This is a genomic window from Micromonospora sp. DT48 (assembly GCF_049844495.1).
Taxonomy (GTDB): domain Bacteria; phylum Actinomycetota; class Actinomycetes; order Mycobacteriales; family Micromonosporaceae; genus Micromonospora.
Genome location: NZ_JBNCLE010000036.1, coordinates 1 through 22353 on the forward strand (window position 1 = coordinate 1; position 22353 = coordinate 22353).

General features: G+C 70.6%; 25 protein-coding genes and 1 pseudogene. 25 read left to right on the forward strand and 1 reads right to left on the reverse strand.

The window, feature by feature from the left end; genetic code table 11:
- The 25 genes and pseudogenes from ACLQ2S_RS26225 to ACLQ2S_RS26345 all read left to right on the forward strand — a co-directional run.
- On the forward strand, positions 1 to 737 hold a 737-nt coding region (locus tag ACLQ2S_RS26225), incomplete at its 5' end, for an ISAs1 family transposase (protein ID WP_425703577.1).
- Positions 738 to 750: 13 nt separating this feature from the next.
- Positions 751 to 1116, forward strand: coding sequence for a hypothetical protein (locus tag ACLQ2S_RS26230; protein ID WP_425703579.1), 366 nt, complete (start codon positions 751 to 753; stop codon positions 1114 to 1116).
- 115 nt (positions 1117 to 1231) lie between these two features.
- Entirely contained in the window at positions 1232 to 2125 is an 894-nt protein-coding gene (locus ACLQ2S_RS26235) for a hypothetical protein (RefSeq protein WP_425703581.1), read from the forward strand.
- Between the two features lie 170 nt (positions 2126 to 2295).
- Complete coding sequence (locus ACLQ2S_RS26240) at positions 2296 to 2667, forward strand: hypothetical protein (protein WP_425703583.1); 372 nt, start codon at positions 2296 to 2298, stop codon at positions 2665 to 2667.
- Between the two features lie 321 nt (positions 2668 to 2988).
- Positions 2989 to 4062, forward strand: a complete 1074-nt coding sequence (locus ACLQ2S_RS26245; protein WP_425703585.1) for a GGDEF domain-containing protein — start codon at positions 2989 to 2991, stop codon at positions 4060 to 4062.
- Entirely contained in the window at positions 4059 to 4289 is a 231-nt protein-coding gene (locus ACLQ2S_RS26250) for a hypothetical protein (RefSeq protein ID WP_425703587.1), read from the forward strand. The genes ACLQ2S_RS26245 and ACLQ2S_RS26250 overlap by 4 nt, the downstream gene beginning before the upstream one ends.
- On the forward strand, positions 4286 to 4717 hold the full coding sequence (locus tag ACLQ2S_RS26255; RefSeq protein ID WP_425703589.1) for a hypothetical protein: 432 nt from the start codon (positions 4286 to 4288) through the stop codon (positions 4715 to 4717). Before ACLQ2S_RS26250 ends, ACLQ2S_RS26255 begins: the two co-directional genes overlap by 4 nt.
- 251 nt (positions 4718 to 4968) lie before the next feature.
- Entirely contained in the window at positions 4969 to 5640 is a 672-nt protein-coding gene (locus ACLQ2S_RS26260; RefSeq protein WP_425703591.1) for a hypothetical protein, read from the forward strand.
- Between the two features lie 220 nt (positions 5641 to 5860).
- Positions 5861 to 6214, forward strand: a complete 354-nt coding sequence (locus ACLQ2S_RS26265; RefSeq protein WP_425703593.1) for a hypothetical protein — start codon at positions 5861 to 5863, stop codon at positions 6212 to 6214.
- Positions 6215 to 6264: 50 nt separating this feature from the next.
- Positions 6265 to 7263 carry a DUF4192 domain-containing protein gene (locus tag ACLQ2S_RS26270; protein ID WP_425703595.1) on the forward strand — a complete coding sequence of 333 codons (999 nt, stop codon included), beginning with the start codon at positions 6265 to 6267 and terminating at the stop codon, positions 7261 to 7263.
- Positions 7264 to 7402: 139 nt separating this feature from the next.
- On the forward strand, positions 7403 to 8053 hold the full coding sequence (locus ACLQ2S_RS26275; protein WP_425703597.1) for a GGDEF domain-containing protein: 651 nt from the start codon (positions 7403 to 7405) through the stop codon (positions 8051 to 8053).
- A 62-nt stretch (positions 8054 to 8115) separates the two neighbouring features.
- Positions 8116 to 8388: a hypothetical protein gene (locus tag ACLQ2S_RS26280; RefSeq protein WP_425703599.1), complete on the forward strand. Its 273-nt coding sequence runs from the start codon at positions 8116 to 8118 to the stop codon at positions 8386 to 8388.
- 287 nt (positions 8389 to 8675) lie between these two features.
- The gene (locus ACLQ2S_RS26285; RefSeq protein ID WP_425703601.1) at positions 8676 to 10022 is read left to right on the forward strand and encodes a hypothetical protein; all 1347 of its coding nucleotides are present in this window, start codon (positions 8676 to 8678) and stop codon (positions 10020 to 10022) included.
- Positions 10023 to 10520: 498 nt separating this feature from the next.
- Positions 10521 to 11588 (forward strand): ferric reductase-like transmembrane domain-containing protein, encoded by a 1068-nt coding sequence (locus tag ACLQ2S_RS26290; RefSeq protein ID WP_425703603.1) that lies wholly within the window; start codon positions 10521 to 10523, stop codon positions 11586 to 11588.
- 86 nt (positions 11589 to 11674) lie between these two features.
- A complete protein-coding gene (locus tag ACLQ2S_RS26295; RefSeq protein ID WP_425703605.1) occupies positions 11675 to 12013 on the forward strand; it encodes a hypothetical protein in 339 nt (112 codons plus the stop codon).
- Positions 12014 to 12434: 421 nt separating this feature from the next.
- Positions 12435 to 13466: an ArdC-like ssDNA-binding domain-containing protein gene (locus ACLQ2S_RS26300; RefSeq protein WP_155222144.1), complete on the forward strand. Its 1032-nt coding sequence runs from the start codon at positions 12435 to 12437 to the stop codon at positions 13464 to 13466.
- Positions 13467 to 13608: 142 nt separating this feature from the next.
- A complete protein-coding gene (locus ACLQ2S_RS26305; RefSeq protein WP_155222143.1) occupies positions 13609 to 14175 on the forward strand; it encodes a hypothetical protein in 567 nt (188 codons plus the stop codon).
- Positions 14176 to 14370: 195 nt separating this feature from the next.
- Positions 14371 to 14673: a hypothetical protein gene (locus ACLQ2S_RS26310; RefSeq protein ID WP_425703629.1), complete on the forward strand. Its 303-nt coding sequence runs from the start codon at positions 14371 to 14373 to the stop codon at positions 14671 to 14673.
- Positions 14657 to 15931, forward strand: coding sequence for a DNA-processing protein DprA (locus ACLQ2S_RS26315; RefSeq protein ID WP_155222141.1), 1275 nt, complete (start codon positions 14657 to 14659; stop codon positions 15929 to 15931). Before ACLQ2S_RS26310 ends, ACLQ2S_RS26315 begins: the two co-directional genes overlap by 17 nt.
- Positions 15932 to 16067: 136 nt before the next feature.
- Positions 16068 to 16820, forward strand: a complete 753-nt coding sequence (locus ACLQ2S_RS26320; protein ID WP_155222140.1) for a hypothetical protein — start codon at positions 16068 to 16070, stop codon at positions 16818 to 16820.
- Complete coding sequence (locus ACLQ2S_RS26325; protein WP_155222139.1) at positions 16817 to 17332, forward strand: hypothetical protein; 516 nt, start codon at positions 16817 to 16819, stop codon at positions 17330 to 17332. The genes ACLQ2S_RS26320 and ACLQ2S_RS26325 overlap by 4 nt, the downstream gene beginning before the upstream one ends.
- Before the next feature lie 209 nt (positions 17333 to 17541).
- Positions 17542 to 18317 (forward strand): annotated as a pseudogene (locus ACLQ2S_RS26330) (DUF4192 domain-containing protein).
- On the forward strand, positions 18314 to 19108 hold the full coding sequence (locus tag ACLQ2S_RS26335) for a hypothetical protein (protein ID WP_425703609.1): 795 nt from the start codon (positions 18314 to 18316) through the stop codon (positions 19106 to 19108). Before ACLQ2S_RS26330 ends, ACLQ2S_RS26335 begins: the two are co-directional and overlap by 4 nt.
- Before the next feature lie 270 nt (positions 19109 to 19378).
- Entirely contained in the window at positions 19379 to 20332 is a 954-nt protein-coding gene (locus ACLQ2S_RS26340) for a DUF2637 domain-containing protein (protein WP_425703611.1), read from the forward strand.
- A gap of 411 nt (positions 20333 to 20743) precedes the next feature.
- The gene (locus ACLQ2S_RS26345) at positions 20744 to 21814 is read left to right on the forward strand and encodes a M23 family metallopeptidase (protein WP_425703613.1); all 1071 of its coding nucleotides are present in this window, start codon (positions 20744 to 20746) and stop codon (positions 21812 to 21814) included.
- Between the two features lie 112 nt (positions 21815 to 21926).
- On the opposite strand, the gene ACLQ2S_RS26350 is transcribed toward ACLQ2S_RS26345, so the two are convergent.
- A complete protein-coding gene (locus ACLQ2S_RS26350; RefSeq protein WP_425703615.1) occupies positions 21927 to 22352 on the reverse strand; it encodes an NUDIX domain-containing protein in 426 nt (141 codons plus the stop codon).
- Between the last annotated feature and the right edge of the window lies 1 nt (position 22353).

Here is a 22353-nt window from a genome sequence, read left to right on the forward strand (position 1 = left end):
CGGCGCTGGACACCAGTACCGGCATCGTCTTGGCCCAGGTCACCGTCGACACGAAGAGCAACGAGATTCCCGCCTTCGCCCCACTGCTCGACGCCGTTCAGGCCGTGCTCGGCAGTCTGACCGATGTCCTGTTCGTCGCCGACGCGCTGCACACCCAGACCGGCCACGCCGAGCAGATCACCGGCCGTGGAGCACATCTGCTACTGCAGGCCAAGGGCAACCAGCCCACCCTGTTCGCCCAGCTCAAAGCTGTTCCCTGGGCGCAGATCCCGGTCGGTGACCGCACCCGCGACCGCGGTCACGGGCGCAAAGAGACCCGCACCATCAAAGCCGTCACCCTGCACACCCCGGGCGGAATCGCGTTCTCGCACGCCCAGCAAGCCGTCCGGATCACCCGTACCCGAACCACCGGCGGCAAGACCAGCCGCGAGACCGCCTACCTGATCACATCCCTGCCCGCCGCCGACGCCCAACCCGCCGACCTGCAGAAATGGGCAAGAGCGGAATGGCTCATCGAAAACCAGGTCCACAACGTGCGAGATGTGACTTTCCGTGAAGATCTGCACCAGGCCCGCACCGGCACCGGACCCGCCATCATGGCCACCCTGCGTAACACCGCAATCGGCTGGCACCGCATCCACGGCGAACCCAACATCGCCCGCGCCACCCGACGCGCCGACCGTCGCTCACACGACCTCATAACCGCCGTGACCAGCACTTACCCCAGAACGCAATAGCCCTGCTACCGCAGTGCCTAGGACGGAACCGACGCACCTCGTCGTCAGTCTGTCGGGCCGCCTCACCTTCCTGGACACCGTCGACGCCCTGACGGATTTCCACCGACGCACCCAGACCGGGACCACCTACCGGATCGAGTTGGGTGATGGCCTCGCGGTTTGGCTCGACGGCGATGTCCACCCGGCCGGTGACATCAATTGGGCCGCTTCGCACATGGCCACCGACGTCCTCGGGAAGCCGTACGCCTGCCCGTGGGACGCGCCGTTTTTGTGCGGGCCGGTCATCTTCACCGGCGCCCGTCCCGGCGCCGGGCTCACCGAGGAGCACCTGGCCCTGCTCGTCGACGCCCACGCCGCCGCCGAGCAGGCGACGCCGTAGCCCGCCCCACACCCACTACGAACGGAGGGAAACGTGCGCTGCACTATCCCGGAAGCCCTCGCCGAGATCCGACAGCTGGAGAGCATCCGATCCGGGCAACCTGGTCGGCGTCGCGGTGGACGCGCGGTACCGCACCTCGCCGCCGCTGCGCCTCGACGGACTCCCCGAGGCTCAGGCCGCCGCCTTGCGGGCCTCTTTGGATGCCGGCACCGCCGGTGTCATCGACGCTGACACCCCGGCGTATCTAATCTACTCCAACGACCTGCTCGTCGCGTGGTGCACCGTCCGTGCTCGGGTCGTCACACCGGATCTCGTGCTCAGCGGCGCGCAGGTCCGCCACCAGCGTCTGGCGGTGCAGGCGTTGTCCGACCTCAGCCGCCAGGCGTTGATCAGGCTCGCGGACGTCCGCCCGGACACCGATCACGCCGGCATCGACGCGGTGATGCAGCACAAAGCGGCGGTTTGGGTGGCGTCGGCGGGCGACCTGACCACCACCGCCGCGATGGTTCTCGACGCCGACCTCGCCGTGGCGGAGGCCACCGTCAGGCAGTCTTTGTTCCCGCAGTCGGCCGGCGCGCTGGTTGTCCTGAACACCACCGGCTTCGGCGCGTACGGAAAGTACGCGCACCGGCCCGCCTTGCCGGTGCTGTGCGCGATACGCCGTATCGCCGCCGCCCACCGGCTGGCGCCGGCCGTGGTCGGTGACTGGATCGCCGCCGACGGCGGCACCAACACCGACCTGCCCGTCGACGACCTGCCCGGCATCTTCGACGCCGACTTCGTCGGCGTCTATTCCACGCGCTCCGCGTACGCCGAACAGCACATGACCGACAGCGGCTGGACCGAGGCGATCGTACGCCTCGGCATCCCCGCCCGCTACGTCAACATCAACGCCCTGCAACGGGACCTGTTCGACCACACAGTGCAGGCCGTCGAAACCACCTCGACGTCCGGCTTCTCCGCCGTCGCGGTGTTCCGCCGCATCTCGCCTGCCGCAGGCAGGGTGTAGCACCGCCCGATCGTTTCCCGGCGGGCGATGTGACCCGTCCAGCACGACGCAACACCCTTTCCCGTAGCCCTCCGCTGACGCCGCCGCGCCCACGTGCCCTCACGATCCCGCGCGGGTCAGCGGCGGGACGTCCGCGCGGCGTGCCCCGACCGATCAGGGAGCACACCACGATGACCTCACATCTCGCGAACCACACCAAGCCGGTGCGGATCCCTGGCCTGCCCGACAGCTACACCGCGCAGGTCACCCACCACCACGGACACGTGGTCGTCCGCCTGGCCTGGACCACCCTGGTCCGCCTCGCCGAAGACCTACTCCGCCGCTGGCCGCACCACGCCACCGCCAGTGTTCTTCCGCCCGTCATCTGCCTGCACGACGGCCAGGCACACCTCATCCGCCGCTTCGGCGACCGCGACACCCCCGTCGTGCCGCTCCTCGCCGACGCCGACGGCCTCTACCGGCTCGACGACCCGAGCCTGCCATGGATCGTCGCCGCCCCACCCGCACCGGCCCCCGCTGCGCTGGCCGCCGCCAGGCGCTGAAGCGCCCACAACCCGGTAAAGAGAATGCGCCATACCGCGTTCCGCCGGCCAGCGCGCCCGCCTTGGGTGCCGGCCGGTGGCTCGCGCGAGCCGCACCGCAGCCGCCACCTGTCGCCGTGGGCCGATGGCCGTGCACGGGCCGATTCATCGTCGGCCAGCCCCTGGCCAGCCCGCCTGACCGGTGGGCCGGCTTCACGTTGGCCCGGGGGCGGGCCCTGCCTTGCCAAGCCGCTCCGCCCCCGGTGCTCCTCACTCACAAGGAGCCTTTGAATGCTGCCTTCTCAGCGACCAGACCGCCAATCCCGCCTGCACAGAGCGGGCATGCTCGTCGTCATCTCCAGCATCGTCACCGCCGGGCCGGCCGGCGCGTTCGCCGCCACCGGACGGCTCACCGCCGCGGCGGTAGCCGCCGTCATCGCCATAGCCGTGGCACTGCCGGGCGCCGTAACGCTGGTCCGGCTTGCCCGCCACCAGCAGGACAGGTGGTGCATTGAGTACGAGCGGTTGGGTGCCAGTCTCGCCGATGCCACCGACCGGGAGAACAGCCTGCGGCGGGAACTCGTCGCGGCGTTGACCGATCCGCTCACCGGCCTGCCCACCCGGGCGGTCGTCGAGAGGGCCCTGGCTACCGCCGCTGAGCAGCGTGCCCCTGTCGCGGTCGCGGTGGCCGACGCCGACGGTCTGCACCAGGTCAACGACGACGGTGGGCACGCGGCGGGCGACCGGTACCTCACGGCGATCGCGGATCGGCTCACTACCGCGGCCACCACTGTGCGGGCCGACGCCGTCGTGGCTCGTGCCGGCGGCGACGAGTTCGTGATCGTGGCACCCCACACCGACCCGGCCGTCCTGTCCGACGCGATCCGCGGCGCCTTCGCCGCACCGGCCGCTGACGAGCCGGTGCCGCCGCAGGCCAGTGTCGGCGTGGCCGCAAGCGACGGCAGTGATCCCCGGTACGCCCTCGCCCAGGCCGACGCTGCCATGTACACCGCGAAGCGGGCCGGCAACCAGACCCTGGTCTATGAGCCGGACCGCGACGGGACACCGCGGGCCGACGGCACCCGGGCGCAGGTCCGTCGCCGTGACCTCAAGCCCGGCCGCGACATCGTTCTCACCGACAGGTCCCTGCCGCCGGTCCGGATCTTGTGCACGGGCGCCGACGCGGCAGCGATCGTCAACGCCCTTCGGATCGCTCACGAGAGGTGGGCAGCCATCGCCGGACCTGCGCCGACGGGCAGCAGTGCGGCAGACGCGGCGGACCAGACGATCGATGTCACGCCCACAGCGGCGGGGATCGATCGGATCAGGGCGGTGCCGCAGGCAGAAATGGCCACCTACGCCGCACTCGCCGACGCGATCGCCGCGGCCCTCGACATGCCGGGAGGCAAGTCATGACCCGGCCACGACCGTTGCCGCCCGCTCTGGTGGTCGTCGGACTACGCGGAGCGGTCGACCTGCGGCAGGACGATGTCATCCGGCTGCTCGGCGAGGTAGACGCCGTCCTGGCCGTACCCGAGTGCCGTCGGACCTCGATCGGCATGCGTGGCCGGGCGGTGTTCGACGCGGGCTGCCGCCACCACACTGCACGCCGGTCGGCAGCGCCTGGACGGGACGGTCGGTGACCGGCCACTCGCAGCGGCTTGGCGCGTTGGCCGCTGCCACGAGCAGGCTGTGCACCTACACCGCCTACGGCTGGTGGCTGCTGGCCAGCGGCCGGGCTGGCCGGGGTCTGCACCCGGACGACCTGACGCCGGCCCAGAGGTTGGTGTGCGCGGCCGTGCACCATCACGCGGACTGCGTCACCGCGACGGGCGGCGTCTACTCGGGCTGCCAGCCGGACGACCTGGTCGACGTGACCAGCATGTCGGCCGGGTCGGTGAAGTCGGCCCTGCACCGGTTGGTCCGGCTGCGTTGGCTGGACCGCGACCCGGGCAGCGGGATGTTCCAGGTGAGCACCGCAGCGCATGCGTTCACGCGCAGTGGCTGGCTCGATGATCCCGCGCTTGCCGGCGAACCCCTGATCGACGTCCTCACCGACCCACCCGGGTGATCCAGCAGCCGCTGGCGACGCACCTGCGACCCCTGCACATCCGGCGGCCATGACCCACACCACGCACACCCAACGGCCGTGACCTGGCAGGAGGCGTTGGTGGGTGCACGCACGGCCGGCTGTCATCGCAGGCCGTGTCCGTGCCGCGTCTGCTCGTGTGGCCGGGCCGCCAAGCCCCATTGTCGCGTCGTTCGGCGCGAACCCCACTTCACGTCCCGGTGTCCCGCCGGGCTGATCTGAAAGGCATCGTCATGACCGACGTACTGACCTCCGAGCGCACCGACACCCCGCTCGCCGTGGCCACACAGCCGCATCCTCGACCGCTGACCGCCTTCGCTGGCTCTCCCGGTCAGGCGGTCACCATCCTGGACGCCGACCGCCGCTATGACGCCGTCGTGTTGTCCCCGGCTCCGGGGACGAGCATGGTCCGTGTCCTGGTTGACGGCCAGGTGGTCCGCAGTCTGCGGGCGGACATCTCCGCGGTGCCGGTCACGGATTCGGCCACCGCGCTGGCGTTGACCCGGCAAGCCGTGATGTGGGCGTTGGCGGAGAAGGACAGCGCCGTCGACCGCGCTCGCGGCCTGGTCGAGCAACGCGACGAGGATCGGCGGCGCCAGGCGAGCCAACTCGCCGAGATCCGGTCCTACGCCATCGACCAGTACCGCGACGCAGACATCACCCGAGACGGCCTTGACGGCCTCCTGTCCCGGTTCGACCTCGATCCCTACCAGCCGCGCCACCGGGTCCAGTTCACTATCAGCGGCAGCTTCGACGTGATTCCCGATGCCGGCCGCGACACTGACGACACCGAGTCCGACGTCCGCGAATACCTGCGGATCGACACCGATCGGGTCGACAACGTCGACGACGACACCGTGGATATCACCGTCACGGTCGACGACGTGGAAGCCCTGGACGACTGACGACCCGCGGGTATCTCGGCGGGCCGCACGGTGCCGGTGCGGGTCACCAACCTACGACATCGTCAGTCGTTGGGCCGGCCCGCCGCGGAGCTAAGTCTCGGCCCAGCGCTGCAAGCGTCTGGCGCACGTGCACTTCTGCTGGCCGGTGCCCGGCCACCTCCCCTTTTGCCGGGCATGGCCAGACGGTCATGCCCGGCAACCGCATTGACAGGAGCCCGTCATGGCCCGTGAACCCTTCATGTACATCGTGGTTGCCGAGGACGGCACGAGCCACGAACACCACACCCGGCTGCGCGACGGCGACGTCGCATCGCTGCTGCGCCGCGCGGTCGGCGGGGTGCCGGCATCGATCCCGATCGGCGTCCCGGACCTCTACCTCTGGGGCGACGAGGACGGTCATCCGAAAGCCCTGCGCCCGAACCCTGTCGCCCGTCTGCTCGTGGCGCGCCTGGGCGGCGGTGACCTGCCGCTGGTCGGACGGGTCGTGCTCACCGGTCGCCGCGGCGCCGCGGCCGTCAGCCTCACCACCACCCAGATCGACGCGGTACTGGCCGCGCTCGCCCATTGCCGCTGACCCCGACATCGGCGGCGCGGGCCGCTGATGCTCTCGTGAAGGAGGAACCTGTGGCTGCCCCTGGACAGCTGAGTATCACCACCCACAATGATCTTGTCGTCGTAGTGCCCTACCTCGTCGGATTCACCCCGACCGACAGCCTGGTCGTGGTGGTCCTGGACGGCAGGCAGGTCCGCTTCGCCGCCCGCCTCGACCTACCCCACCTGTCCGAACTCTCGGAACTGGCGGTACCGGCCGCGCAGGGCGCCACGATGATCGCCCGGCACGGCTCGGCGGCGTACCTCGTCGGCTACGGACCGGCCGACCGGGTCGCACCCGCCGCCACGCTGCTCACCACCGCACTGACCACCGCCGGGGTCGACGTCCTCGAAGTCCTTCGGATCGGCGACGGCCGCTACTGGTGCCTGTGCGGTGACACCGGCTGCGCCGACGGCGTGGCCTACGACCCGGCCGCCAGCAGGATTGCGGCGGAAGCGGTCTACCGCGGTCTCGCGCCACTGCCGGACCGGACCACACTGGAAAGCCTCATCACGCCGATCAGCGGGGCGGAGCGTGACCGGATGCGCGCCACGACCACGACCGCGCTGCACCGGCTGACCGACATGCTCGCCACCGAGACCAGCGCGACCGCCCGCACTGCGCCGGAGCATGTGGTGCGCGCCGGGATCGCGGCGGTGCAGCAGGCGTACGAGTCGGCTGCCCGCGGCGAGACCCTGCCCGACGACGACGTCGCGTGGCTGACCGCCGTCCTCATGGTCCCCGAGATCCGCGACCATGCCTGGATCACCGGCGACGGCAGCGACGCGCAGCGGCGGCTGTGGATCGATGTGACCCGACGGGCGATGCCCGCTACCAGCGCCGCACCGGCCTGCCTGCTCGCCATCACGGCCTACCTGGCCGGTGACGGCGCCATGGCGAACATCGCCGTGAACCGGGCCCTGCACGCCAACCCGGACTACCACCTGGCGCACCTGCTCGGCCACGCCATGCAGGCCGGTGTGTCGCCGCAGCAGTGGCGGGCCGCCACCACCGGCACCACCACCGAGTAGGCCGTCACTGCGGTGCCCGACCCGGGCGCCGCCGGCACCCGCGAGCAGACGCTCGCACACCGTTCGAGGTGAGGGCAGCCGGTGGCACCCCGGCTGCCCTCGACACCTCCCCAACCCCTTGGATTGGAGGTGTGGGCACGTGTCCACCCTGACGCAGATCACCGCACTCCTGACGGCGATCGTGATCACCGCATCTATCAGCTACCACCTGACCCGGCTGCGTGCCGCCGCCCGTTACCGGGCGGCCGTCACCGCAGCCCTGCACACCGCCCACCACGACGACCTGACCGGCCTCGGCAACCGGGCGGGCTTGCACGCCGCCCTGGCCGTCGCCGGACGACCAGTCGCGGTGATCCTGATCAACCTGGACGGCAGCCGGACGTTCGTGGCCCGCTTCGGCGACCGCGCGCTCGATCAGCTACTCGTCCTGACCGCCGGTCGCCTCCACCACACCGCGCGGGCCTTCGGCGGACAGGTGTTCCGTCTGCGTCGCGACGAGTTCGCGACCCTCGTCGACGATCGCGCCGACGCCGCTGGTCTCGCCGCGCGGCTGGTCGCTGCCGTCGCCGAACCGACCGACATTCATCTCACCGGGCTGTCCGTCGCGGTCACCGTCACCGCCTGCGCCGGCGTCGCGTCCCTCGCGCCACACCAGGAGGCCGCGCGGCGGCTGGCGCTCGTGCACGCCGACCGCGCTCTGCGCGCGGCAAAGCAGGCCGGCAGCGGGCACACGACGGTGTTCCACCCCGCCACCACACCCGGCGCCACCGACGGCGGGTCGGTCCGGTGAAGACCCGCCGGCTGGTCATCTGCCGCCGTCGGGCGCGTTGCGCTGCGGTTGTCGGAGGGGACGTGTACGGACTGATCGATTGGGACGACGCGCCGATCCTGATCGTCGGCAGCAGCGACCAGGCGGTGAAGCGGGAAGCGGTCCGGATCTTCATCCGCACCCTCGCCGAGACGGGCAGCCTCGCCGAGGACGCCCCGGACTTCACCGACCGGTATCCGCTGCCCGATCCCGACGGCCCGATCACGGCCATCGACGACTGGCTGGCTCGGCTGCGCCGGGCGACGGCCATCCCCTGGTTCGCGGTCCTCGACGACGAGGTCGTGATTGCCCGATGACCGCCCACCACGGCAGCCTCACCGCTGCCACCGGCGGGTGCCCGGCCACCGCCACGACCCGCGGGCATCCGGCCCGCGCTGAGGCGGCGACCGCCTGACGTTCCACGCCGACCAGGTCGGCGATCCGCTCAACAGACGCTGGTCACCGCCAGCCCCAGAAACCCATCCCAGTTTGACCCCGTCCGGGGATCGTGCCGGCCCGCGTGCCGCAACCCCGGGGCCACCTCGGGGTGGGTGCACGGCCCGGCGCGATGCCTGGACTCCGACCGAAAAGGACACGGAGCCCCATGATCGAGCCATCCACGCAGATCCAGGCACTGCTCGCCGCCGTCTCACTTCGACCGGCCGCCGCCGAGGGAATGCGGGCGATAATGCAACGCCAGTCCGAGTTCCCCAGCCAGACGCAGGCGCAGCTCACCGGGATCGCCCTGGACCCGTACGGCCGCGAGTTCGCCGATCAGTTCCTGGACACCTACTGGTCCGACGAGCAGCGGCAGCGCGACATCGTCAGCGCCGGCAGCACCGACCGTGAGGTCATCATCGGCAGCGGATTCCACGCCGCCACGTACGCGGCGGTCCGCGTACTCGCCGGCTATCCGAAGCCGCTGGTGCTGGAACGCCACCAACGGGTCGGCGGCACCTTCGCGCTGACCGCACGGCCGACGTTCTGGCTCAACTCCCGCAACCGTGCCGGAGGCGCCGGAACCGCCGGCGACCAGGGGGCGAGCCTGAACTACCTGCCGGGCGCACCGATCCAGGCAGCAGACCTGTCCATGATCGAATATCAGCCGAACACGGACATGGCGTTCGTGATCCGCCTCGCGCTGGCCCAGTTCACCGACGTCGTGACCAACGCCAACGTCTCGTCCGTCAGCGCCGCCGGCACCGGAGCCAAGATCGAGATCGAGGGCAAAGCCCCGCTGATGGCGGGCCGGGTCATCGACGCCCGCGGCGTGGGCGACCCGATCCCCGACGGCGCCAACGGCACCACCGTCCTCACCTTCGGGCAGTTCATGCAGCGGATGGCCGGCATGTGGCCACTACGCGGACTGCGTCGCGTCGCGGTCATCGGCGGCGGCGACTCCGCCAAGTGCGCCGTCGAGTCCTGCCTGGGCCTCGCCCCGCAACCGTTCATGGCCGCCGCCGCCCTCGACCAGGTCGACCGCATCGACTGGTACGCCGAGGACCTGCCGACGACCTGCGAGCAGTGGCAGACCGACATCCGCGGCCGCTACCAGGCCACCGGCCGCTACCTGCGGCCGGATCGCCGCGGCGTCCAACGACTCACCGTACTGAGCCGCCGGGTGCGTCCCATCGCGCTACCCGACGCCGGACTCATCGACGGCCGCACCTACGACCTCGTCATCGTCTGCACCGGCAACCGCGAGACACCCATCGGGGGACTCGACCTCGCCTCCTTCGACCAGTACCGCGCTGCCGACGGCAACGTCGTTGCTCGTAAGCACTACACGCTGCCCGCGTTCCGCGTCGGCCCGCACGCCAGAATTCCCTTCACCGCCACCGAACGCGCTGACGGCGTCGCGGACATCGCACCCAACGCGGTCTCGATGTTCCGGACCGCACCCAAGACCGCCGCGCTGGCCGCGACTCTTTCCGCACCGATCCGGAGCTGACGCGCACATCCGTCCGTGCTCAGCGGCACCTGGGCCGCAGCGCGGATCGCACGACCAACCCGGGTAGCCGGAGCTCGGTTTCCGGCCACCATTGACGTGAAGGTGGCCGCCGGGCTCCGGTCCGGCGCCACGCCATCGTCAAGCCGGCTACCGGTCGCCGAGCAGCGCCCCGAATCAACCCACCGGCCACACGCACCGGTCGACGGCTCGCCACCGGCGGCGGCCCGGACACCGCTGGTCGGCGGCTGATCGGCACCAGCAGCGGCCCGTCGACCCATACTGGCCCGCCGCGCCGCGGACAGCTTCCCCCGCATACGGATCCACCGCGCAGGCCGCGGTTCCGGCTGGTTAACCGTCCGCCCCCACCACTTTCACGGAAGGACCTCGATGAGACTGCTCGGTTTGCGGTCTCTGGGAACTTCGCTGGCCTGAGGCGCGACCAACATGCGGAGTGGCCGCCGCAATGAAGATCGTTGCTGGGCCGTTGAGGAGGCCTTGGTGTCCGACGTTCGAAAGATCCGCCAACCACAGTGGTTCGACCTCGTCGCGTTCCGTCAGGACGTTCGCGCTGCCCTGGCAGACGCCACCGCAGCGCTCGTCATCACCCTGGCCGTTTTTTTCTGGCTCTACCAGCGCATCGAGTCCGGTTCGTCGATGACGTTGCAGGTGATGCCGATGCTGGCCGACGCCGACAAGTACTGGATGTACTGGATGTGCCAGGCGTTCGGATGGTCGGGTCTGCTGTGGGCGTGGATCACCGTGATGCTGGGGCTGCTCCGCTCCACCCGTCGCCTTGACTGGCTGCCGGTCTCCGTCGCCCGGATCGAGAAGTGGCACCGGACCACCAGCCTCACCACCATCGCGCTGATGTTCGGCCACGCGTTCTGGCTGTTCGCCGAGTTCGTCCGCGACAACGAGGGCCGGCGCGGCTGGGGCGGGCGGACCTGGAGTGCGTTCGTCGACACGTTCGTCCCGGGGGCGTATGCCAGCGGCACGGGCAAGGTCGCCATCTTTATCGGGCTGCTCGCCTTCTACCTGGCCATCCCGCTCGGCCTCGCCTTCTACGCGCGCAGGTCGATCGGCGCGCGGATCTGGCGGGTGCTGCACGCCTCGATCCTGGTGGTGTACGTCCTCAGCGTCTGGCACACCCTGCTGTACGGCACGAACGTGTGGTACGACGGCTGGTTCCGCACTACCGTCTGGCTGCTCCAACTGCCCGTCGCCGCCCTGCTGCTGACCAGGCTGCTGGCACCGGCGCGCCGCCCCGGACAGCGCAGGCTGGATTTGTTGGGACGCGCCGTAGCCCGGGCCTGCGCCGCGGCGACCATCGTCATGGTAATCGCCGTGGCCGCCAGTGGGCGTGACGGCGGGCGTACTCCCGGCGTCGCCGGCGCCGGACTCAACGTCACGCGCACCATGATTTGGATTGGGCTCGTGGTGTTCATCGCCGCGCTCACCGCGTTCGTATACCGAGCACAGCGCAGCACTCCCCCACGACAGACCAAGATAGAGCGCGACGAGGTCGAGAGTCCGCCCGTTTCGAATAGGGCATCGAACGCTTCGTGAGCCGCGAATAGATACTCGCCCTGCCATCACTGTCTGCCGTCGACCCGCCCTGCTGAGAGGCGGCACCCTGGCAAGTCGTCCGCCAGTTGAAGATCGTGGGTTGCCGGCTCGTCTACGCGCTGCCCAAGGCACGCAAAAACACGGGCATTCCGCTGCCCTCGTCGGTGGGTGCGGCCCTCACTCGCCACCTGGAGAACTTTCCTCCCGTACCGGTGTCGCTGCCGTGGGAGGTGCCCGGCGGGTCTGTGGTGACGGTCAACCTGGTCGTCCACGGGCGGACGAACGTCGCCATGGACCGCCACACGTTCATCCGGGACTACTGGCGCCCTGTGGACTGCCGGCATCCAGCCTTTCCGGGCCACCGGGATGCACGCCTTGCGGCACTTCTACGCCTCGTGCTGATCGATTTCGCAGAGAAGCGTTGAAGCGCTGTCGGAGTACGAACTCGAACAGGTCCTGCGCCGCAGGTTCACGGATCCGCACCGGCGGCTGAACGGCGTCGACTGCTCCGGTAGGCAGCATGGCCGGCCCGTCGCCTGCCGCTACGCCAACGCACCGGCCGGGGCCGACCCTCGCCCCCGCAGGCGACCGCGCCGCAGCAGCCCGGCGCTGGCCACAGCAGCGGGCCGCACTCCGCCGGCATCACCTGGCACTCCCGCGCCGGACGCGTCGTAGCAGCCCCACCTTCCTGAGCCGGTCGGCGTGAGCCGACCCGCCGGTGAACCGTTCCCGTCGGTTCGAGGCCGTTCTCGGTCCCGGACCGCAGTCCCACCTCGTGCCTACGGGCCGGCTGGGGCTGCGGCCCCAGCCTGTCCGCCGCCACGTGGCGGAGACAGGAGGGCCACCATGGCCATGACAGCCGAGCAACGCGACGCGTTCCTCGAACGGACCAAAGCCGAGTTCGACGCCCGGCTGGCGCGCCTCGCCGCCGACCCCGCCGAGTGGGTCACCTTCATCGAAGAAGCGGCCGTCTTCGGCGCCCGCTACAGCCTGAACAACCAGTTCCTGCTCATGCTCCAGGCCGCAGAACGGGGCATCGAGCCCCGCTACTTCCTGCCTTACGGAAACAAGCAGGGCACGTCGGGCTGGAAGGCCCTCAAGCGGCACGTCCGCGAGGGCGAGACCGGGTTTTTCATCTGGGCGCCGGTCACCCGCCGCCCCAGCGAGGAGCAGGCCCGCGAGTGGGAGGCCGCCGGCCGCACAGTTCGACGCGACCCGGACGGCCGCCCCGCGATCCAGGTCGTCGGCTTCCGGCCCACCAGCACCTTCGACATCAGCCAGACCGACGGTGAACCCTTTGAGGTACCCACCGTGCGGTGCTGCCGCCAGGTGAAGGCCGCCGGCGGGAGGACCGCGCAGCTGCTCACCGGCGATGACCCCACCGGCGCCTACGATGACGTCGTCGGGCTGATCAGACAGGCCGGCTACGCCTTCGCACTCGTGCCTGCGGGCAGTGCGTACCTGGGCCGCGCGAACGGGGTCACCGTCAAGGGGACCGGTATGCAGGTGGTGCGGGTGCGCGACGACGTCAGCGACGCGCAGCGCATCAAGACCAGCCTGCACGAGTTGGCCCACATCCGGTGCGGGCACCTTGACGACCTCGACCGGCAGGAACTGCTGCACCGCGGCCGACGCGAGACCGAAGCCGAGAGCATCGCCCACCTGGTGTGCCGCGCGCTCGGCCTCGACACCCAGGCGTACTCCGACGCGTACGTGCTTGGCTGGGCCGACGGCGACCTCGCCCTGATCCGTGACTGCGCGCAGACCGTGCTGCGGGTGGCCAAGACGATCCTGCGCGACCTCACCCCAGACGACGACGCTGACCTCACCGAGGCCGCCGCCGAACCTGGGCTCGCAGCCGAGGTGCAGCCCGTGTGACCGGCCACCGCCGCCGACCGCGTCCTCTTGCACCGTTCGTCGACATCCCATCCCACGCCTGGCCGGCCGGCAGCGGAAGCACACCCGCCCGTCCGTCTGTCCGGCAGATCCTGCACTCCCCGCACGCGTTAGGAGCAATGACATGCTGTCCCCGCAGATCACCGTCGCGCTACCCGAAGTCGTCACCCGGATCGAGGAGAAAGCCGAGGATCTCGGCTGGGACGTCCCACCGGTCCTTTTCGCCCTGTTCCACCGCCAACTGGTCAAGGGCTCCCCGCTGCACCTGATCGAGGTGGAGGCCTCGCCGTTCGCCCTCGATCTGAAGCCCGGCTCGGACTCCAGTCTTGCTGGCGTGTTGAACCTGCTCGTCGGCTTCATCTCCATCCCCGAAAACGCCCCCGGGCTGACGGAATGGCTCGACGCCACGCATCGCACGTTCGTCGGGTACGCGTTGGTGTGTGAAGGCTTCCAGTACACGCCGTATGCCGACTACGCGTACGGCGACATCAACATGGTGCCGGCGATGGCCGACGCCGAGGTACGCATCGTCGTCGCCATCGACACCGACGGCCGCTGCTACGAGACCAGACGTGTCCGGGGCGAAGGTCCCCAGCCGATCACGGTCCACGACGGGCTCACGCCACAACTCCTGGCCGGCGCGATCCCCGACGTGCTGAGCCGACTGGTCACCGCAACCCACCACCTGTGACTGGCCACGCCCATCAAAGGCCGGTCTCCCGTCTCGTCCAGCGCCACCCGTCTCGGGTGGCGTTTCGCATGTCCGCCAGGAACTGCTCATATCTGAGGATCGCCGACCCGCGCACCGGCCGGTGACGCCGCGACACACGTCGTAGCCGGCCAGCCCGAAGGCCGCCTTACCTGACCCATGACAAAGCGGGTGGCCATGGGCTCTGCCGCCCACGACGGCGCGCACCACATCCGTCCGAACGGGCCGGGCCGGCACCCGACCAACGCCCGTGTGCCCCGAGCGGAACTGGTCGGGCCGCTCGGCCGGGCCGTCGGGCGGGTGCTGGCCCCGCTAGACGCCGCCCTCGACACCGGCGGCCTCACTGACCGGGGCGGGGTGCAGGTGCTGCGCCTGGCCTTCACCCTCGCCGACCTCGACGGCCGGCCCCTACCCGACGCGGGCCACATCACCGAAGCCCTCAACCTGCACCAAGTAGACAACCATGCCCGCTATCACTGACCCCACGATCGCCCGCGCCGTGCTGGCCCACCTGACCACGCCCGGCAACCGTCACATCCACGCCCTGGTGCAGAACGAGGGCCCGCCGACTGTCCTGTGCCGCCTCCTCACCCGCGACCTGCCCGCCGCCGCGATGCCGGCTCCCGTCGGGCATTTGCGCACCGTCGACGAGGGGCAGCTCGCCGAGGTGATTGTCGCCGACACCGCACGCCTCGGCGCGCGGATCGTGACGCCGAACGACGCGGAATGGCCCACGGTGTTGCGCGACCTTGTTCCCGCCCGTCACACCGCCGACGGCGTCGATCTGCCCGCGCCGCCGCTGTGCCTGTGGGTGCGAGCCGACCGGCCCCTGCCCGACCTGCTGCACCGTGCGGTCGCCGTCGTCGGCTCCCGCGCCTGCACCTCCTACGGCCAGCACGTCGCGACAGAACTCGGCCACGGGCTCGCCGAGCAGGGCTGGATTGTTCTCAACGTCGGCGGCTACGGCATCGACGCCGCCGCGCTGCGCGGCGCCCTCACGAGCCGACCCGACGCCGCCGTCGCGATGCCCGCCTGCGGGCTCGACCGGCTGCACCCCGCCGGCAACCGGCCGCTGTTCGACCGGCTCGACCTGATCAGCGTCTGGTCGCCGAGCAGCGACCCCAGCCGCATCCGAACCCTGCTCAACCAGACCTGGCTGGCCGCCCTCACCTGCGGCGCGGTCCTCGTCGAGGCGGCCCCCGGCAGGGGCCGTGGCATCCTCGCGCGGGCGCTGGCTCTGGGCAGACCGGCCATGGCCGTGCCGGGTCCGGTCACCTCCCGGCTGTCCGCCGGCTGCCACCAGGCGCTGCGCGAGGAGCCCCGCATCCGTCTGGTGTGCGACGCCACTGACGTCGTCGCGCACCTCACCAACCGCACCAGCCGAGCCGGGCAGCGCCGGGATCTTGCCACGACGTGGGAGCCGGGGTGGGTGGCGCTACCTGGGGTCGGCGGCCCGTACCCGGCGCTCGTGGCCGACCTGCTCAGCCCGCAGGGCTGGCCGATCGCCCGGTTCGGCACCGACGCGATTGTTCGGATCGCGGCCGACTGCGACGCGCTCGCCGCGCGGGTCGGTGAGTCGGCCGGCACCACCCGCATCCGCCTGGTCGACGGCACCGTCCACGTGAGTGAGCGGGCCGGCACGTCCACGGAGTCGACGAGCACCATCGCGGCCGACGCCGACGGCTACTACCTCCTTGACGGCTGGAGCTGGCAGGTCACCGACCCGCCCCTGGCGTGAGCAGTCCGCCTGAGCCGCCATCTGTCTGCCGTGCCCGGGGAGCGGCTGCGGCCCGTCCCGGGAACGGCAGGTGCTGCACCGGAACCAGCGCCTCAAGCCCGAGCCACACCCCCACAGTCAACCTGGAAGGAGCAAGGTGGACACATCTGAGGACTGGCGGGAAATCCTCGACCTCATCACTGCGTGGGGCGAGGCCAGCCGCCGCAACGACACGGCGCTGCCCACCGACGACGAACTGTGGGCACATGCCCGCCGTCACCGCACCCTCCGGCTGCCCGCGCAGGTCGACGACCTCATCGTTGACGACCTGCGGGACGCCTTCAACGCTGGCCGGCTGCCCCATCTGATCGACCTGGACGTCCTCGTCGCCAACCTGGCCCAGCAGGGCCGTCCGGCCCTGGTCGAGCACAGCGGCGGCAACACCGCCACCGTGCGCACCGGCAGCCGCTACACCGACCGCCCCGGCGACACCCGCTGGTCGGTGTCCGCCGGGCCGGGCTGGTTCGCCGCACCCGGCCGCCGTCGGCCCCTCGCGGACACCAGCGAGTTCACGATCGGTCCCCACGACGAGGACAGCTGGAGTGTCCTCGTGCCCGAGCACACCACCACCGCGCAGGTCACCGCGCTGGTCATCGCCACCATCGACGAGGTTGAGGCGCGGCGTGCCCGGCTGGCCGCCACCGCGTCGGCCGCCGCCGGCGCCGTGGTCAGGGTGGTCGCCGCACGGTACCCGGAACTCGGCCCCGCCGTGCCGGACCCCGGTCGCGAACTCGTCCGCGACGTCGGCGACCTCATCGCGGACTGGCTGCACGCCCGGGTGCCCGCCCTGCGGGCCGCCCCGCCCACCATCACCGACCAAACAAGCAGTCAGGAAGGGACAAGACCGTGACCCGACCCGTATGTGGCACCTGCGCCACCCCTGGCAGCGTTCGGGACGGCCGGCCCTGGTGCGGCACCTGCCGGATCTGGCTCGTCCTGCACGGGCCGACCGGCCAGTGGGTCAGCTATGCCGAACATACGTCACGGGACCGAGCCGCCGAGACGGCCCGGCTCATCACCGCCACCGCCCGGCAGGTCACCGAGCACCTACCCCGAGTCCACCGGATGCTCCCCAAGGGCTGGACGGCCAGACCCCATCAGGGTATTGACGATGCTCCGTACGCGATCGCCATCGACGCACCCGACGGAGTCATTGACGCGACAACCTACCTGCACCCACCCACCGACACCTCCGGCTGGCACGTGACCGTGCACAACCGGGTCACCGGAGTCGGCTTCCCCTCCTACACCGACGGCGGTGCCCGCGCGGCATCGTTCGACACCGTCGAGGCCGCCGCCACCGACGGGATCAGGCTGCTTTGCGGCGAGATCCACGATCTGGCCTCACGCCGGGCCCGCTGAGCGGGCAAACCTGCCCACAGCCCAGGGAGAGGATTCCGGCGCACCACCATTTTTGTGAGCACCACACCGCCGCTCCGCTGTCTGCTCGATGAGGCATCTCTGATTCCGTCACTGGGTCGTGTCACCACGCCGGGACGGGCGGGCGGATCCCTCACCTCGCGCAACTCCTGCCGGCGCTGCAGAAGGTCGACACCACCCACCTGGTCCTCATCGGCTACGGCCCCGACGAGGTCGTCGCACCTGAAGTCACCACCGGCCGGCACGTGTTCACCATCGCCGGGCTCGAGGTGCACGACGCGCTGCGGGTCTACGAAGGCCACTACTGGTCCTACCTGTGCACAAATGCCGACTGTTGCCCGCCGCAGGGAACACCGTTCGACCGACCTCGAACCCGCTCGCACTTGAAGCCATCGTCGGCGGATCCAGTCCGTTCCCCGACCGGGCCAGCGTCGCCGCCTCTATCGACGGTGTCGACGGCCCTCAGCGCGCGGCCATGGCCGCGGCCACCGCAGCGGCCCGTCATCGGTTCACCGACCTTCTCACCGACCGAACTGTCGTCGTAGCCGAAGGACGCGCCGTGCTGGCCCACGCCGCCATGCGTTACCAGGCTGGGCAACGCTGCAGCAACGACGAAGCCGCATGGCTGAGCGTCCTGCTCACCGTCTTGCCCGTGCGCGACCACGCCTGGGCCACCGCGACCCGCCAGCGCTGGCACCTGGCGCTGTGGCGAGATCTCACCCAGCGAGCCGAAACCCGATCTGGTCGACGACCCGGCCGCGCTGCTCGCCTTCACCGTCTGGCTGGCCGGTGACGGCGCACGTGCCAACTCGCCCTCGACCGCGCCCTCACGGCCGACCCGCACTACCGGATGGCGCTGTGGATCCGCCAGGCGCTACGCGCAGGCATCCCACCAGCCGCTCTCAGCGACTGGCCCGCCGACATCGACACCCCACCGGGCAGCCGAACCAGGAAGGACCCGTCATGACCGATCACCACAGCCTCGCCGACACCAGCGGCACACTGCCCGAGCAGACAGCGTGGACCGTCGAGCAGATCACCGACCTGCTGCACGCCGGGCTTCAGCAGAGCCCCGGTGTTATGCCGACCGGCACCGCCCTACGCGCCACCGCAGACCTCATCGCGCAGCAGGTGGCGCTCCTGCGCCGCGCCGACACCGACCTGATCACCGCGCTGCGCGGCGCGCTCACCCAGGCCGACCACACCCTGCGCGACAACAACGGCGCACTGGAATACCGCTACCAGCAGATCGTCGACCTCGTCCGACGCTGGATCATCTGGGCGGTCAACACCCGCGCCCTGTCCGTCGCCGACGCCAACAACGCCCTGCACTACCTGACCATGCCGCCGCCCCTGCGCACCCACTTCGAGGCGACCGTCCACATCCCCCTGGCCGTCGACGTCGACGCCGCCACCACCGACGACGCCGTCGCCTCGTCACAGCAACTCCTGCGCGTCGACCTGCGCAGCCTCGATGCGGTCGTGCACCCCACCGAACCGTGGCAGCTTCGGCTACGCGTCCTCGACCAGCCCGCAACTCACCCCGACGAGCAGCAGTATCGGTACCGGGTGGTGTGGGTGGTGCCGCTCGTCGTCACCGTCAAGGCCCTCGACCACCGCGAGGCCATCCCCATCGCCGTCGACACGGTCACCGCCGACCTCGACCGCCTCGACGTCGCCCGGGCGCACACCGCCGACATCCGCGCCGTGGACATCGCACCGGTCCACCACAGCGACTACGACCCCACCACCGACTGACCCCACCGTCTGTTCCCGACTCCCCGGGTGACGCGCCGACAGGTGCGCCCCTGGGCGCCGGAATCACATCCATGCGGTGCCGGCGCCCCCCAGCGCCGGCACCGCACGTCTTGAGCGGAAGGCGCAACCTCTGATGCCCTCGACCCGCACCACCCACAGCCCGGCCGCAGGTCCCACCCGACACCACAACACCGGTCCTGCCGGTGTCGCGACATCCGGAAAGGGCCGCGACCCCGTTGACGGGCCGCACCACCGACGGGGGTGCCGCTGATGGACGGTCGTTTCCTCGCCGCCGGCATCGCCGTCGCGGTCGCACTCGCCCTCACCGACATCGTCCTGCGGCTGCGCGCCCGCCACGACACACCACGACGGTCACCAGGCGACCTCGCGATCACCGCCGCCGCCACCCTCACCACCCTCGGACTGGCCGGCATCGCCGGCGCCGTCAGCTACGACCATCTCCGGGAACTCGCCGAGTCCCGAGGCGAAACCGGCTGGCGAGCCCACGCCTTTCCACTGACCGTGGACGGCGTCGAAATCGTGGCGACCCTGACCATCCTGGCCGACCGTCGCGCCGGCCGCCCCTCCACCTGGGTCACCTGGACCGCGCTCGTCGCCGGCGGCATCGCCAGCCTCGGCGCGAACATCCTCGTCGCCCAGGACGACCTGATCGCTCGGATCATCGCCGGCTGGCCCGCCATCGCGCTCATCGCCGCGATCAAGATGCTCTCCGGCATCCTCGAACACGCCCCCCGACACGACACCCCACCCGACCTACACGCTCCGGCGCCATCCCTCAGCGGGACCGAGGAACCGGCCGATGCGCTCGACAGCGCGCCGACCGAGAACGTGCCGCGACACGAACCGCCCGCCACACTCGACGACCCGACCGTGTCGCGACCCGACGACACCGACGGCGACACGCCAGCCGCCACCGACTGGCCGGTCACCCTCATGCGCCGCATCCCCGTCAACCCCGAGCCCTACCAACGCTGGCAGACAGTCTGGGCCGACCTGAAAGCCGGCAACACCGACCTCAACGACCTCGCCCGACGACACCACTTCGACGTGCGCTCCGTCCAAGCCATCCGCCGCGCCGGACAACTCGGCATCCTCGATCACCCCGACCCACCCGCACGACGCCTCGCCGCACTCCCCACCGCCAACGGACACCACGAACCACCACCCCAGCCGCCCACCGATGCCCAACCGACCTCACCGTGACCGACCCGCCGCCTCGGTAAGCCGCCCACTCCCGTCGCGGAGCCGTGTTGTCTGCTGACATCCGCCGCAGCTGTGCACATGCCGAGCGGATCTCGTCTGCTGACCAACCCTCAATAAGCCCTGGCGTCGGAGCGGCGGGCACGTGACACCACGAACCGTCTTCCCGACGCCAGGGCCCCATCCCTGCCCGAGCCGCTACTGACGTCACCGCCGCTGCAAGCCCCGCACTCGACCGTGCCGCAGATGCGGCCATTTTTTTGTGCCCACGAACAGCAGCCACAAGCACCACAAACCGCGAATACCGCATCGAACAGGGCAGCGAAATCCAGCGACTGCCGCCCCGATCTTGGAGGACCTCATGACCACGCCAGCAACCGCCTCAACCCGCGACCGCACGCCCGGGACACGACGATGAGCCGCCGACTCGCCACCACCCTGCTCGCCGTCAGCCTCGCGGTGATCTTCACCTGTCTCGCCGGCACCAGCGTCCTGGTCGGCACCCCCGCCATCGGCTGCGCGCCTGGCCCCGCCGCCTCCCTACCGCCAGCCCCCGCCGGCGGATGGCCCGCCATCGGCCGCTGGAACCGCGATCAGGTCGGCAACGCCGCCACCATCACCGCCGTCGGCGCCCGCAACGGCGTACCCGCGCGTGGCTGGGTCATCGCCGTCGCCACCGCCATGCAGGAGTCCAGCCTGCGCAACCTCCCTGGCGGGGACCGCGACAGCGTCGGCCTGTTCCAACAACGCCCCAGCCAGGGATGGGCCACCCCACAGCAACTCCTCGACCCCGCCCACGCCGCCGGCACGTTCTACGCCAAACTCCTGACCATCCCCAACTGGCACACCATGCCGTTGACCGAAGCCGCCCAACGCGTCCAAATCTCGGCCCACCCCGACGCGTACGCCAAATGGGAACCCGACGCCACCCTGCTGGTCACCACCATCACCGGCGACAACCCCCTGCCCGACGGATCACCAGCCGCCGAAGGCTGCCACGTCACCGGCCCCTGGACCCAACCGATCCACGCCCCCGTGGGATCCGGATTCCGGACCGCCGCACGCCCCGGACACGACGGCGTCGACCTCGCCGCCCCACGCGGCACCATCATCCGCGCCGCCTCCACCGGAACCGTCACCCGCGTCCGCTGCAACGCCATCGACCGCCGCGACGGCAGCGACTGGGGCTGCCACCGCGACGGAAACCCCCACCTCACCATCGGATGCGGCTGGTACATAGACATCCAACACGATCAAGGAATCATGACCCGCTACTGCCACATGGACAAGCCGCCCCTGGTCCAGCCAGGCCAGCCCGTCACCGTCGGCCAGCCCATCGGCGTCGTCGGCTCCACCGGCCACAGCTCGGGCCCACACCTTCACTTTGAGGTTCACACCAACGGCGATTCGAGCAGCCCAGGCGCCCAAGATCCCGTCCCGTTCATGATTGCCGTCGGTGCGCCGCTGGGTGAATCCCCACAGTAGGGGACGTCGTGTCGGAGGAATTGCCTGGTCAGGGTGAGCACAAGGGGACCGTCGACTGACCAGCAGCTCAGGGACCGCACCAACGATCATGCCACTTGGGCAATCGTGGCTATCACGACGTAATCTGCGACTCCCATACGATGAGCATCGTTGGGATGGGCATCCCCGGCGTCTCGGTCGGAAGCTGCGGCAGCGGCACCCAGTCCACGCCGACCATGACCGGGCAGTCACAGGACAGGCCGTCATCGCCCAGCCTCGGTTCACCGTCTGCCACCTGTACCGCGAAGCATGAAGTCAGTCCCGACGGATAGGGCACGTCGAGCAGGTATCGAACAGCCAAAGGTCGAAGGCCGACCTCCTCGACGACCTCGCGGCGTACGGCGTCCTCTGCTGTCTCGCCAACGCGGATCCCGCCGCCCGGCAGCGTCCAGTATTCCTGGCCATCGTGACGACCGGAAGGACCACGCCCGCGCTCCCGCACCATCAGCACTCGGCCGTCGCGCACGATCACCGCCGCCGCGCGTTGGCGCTGCGCCACT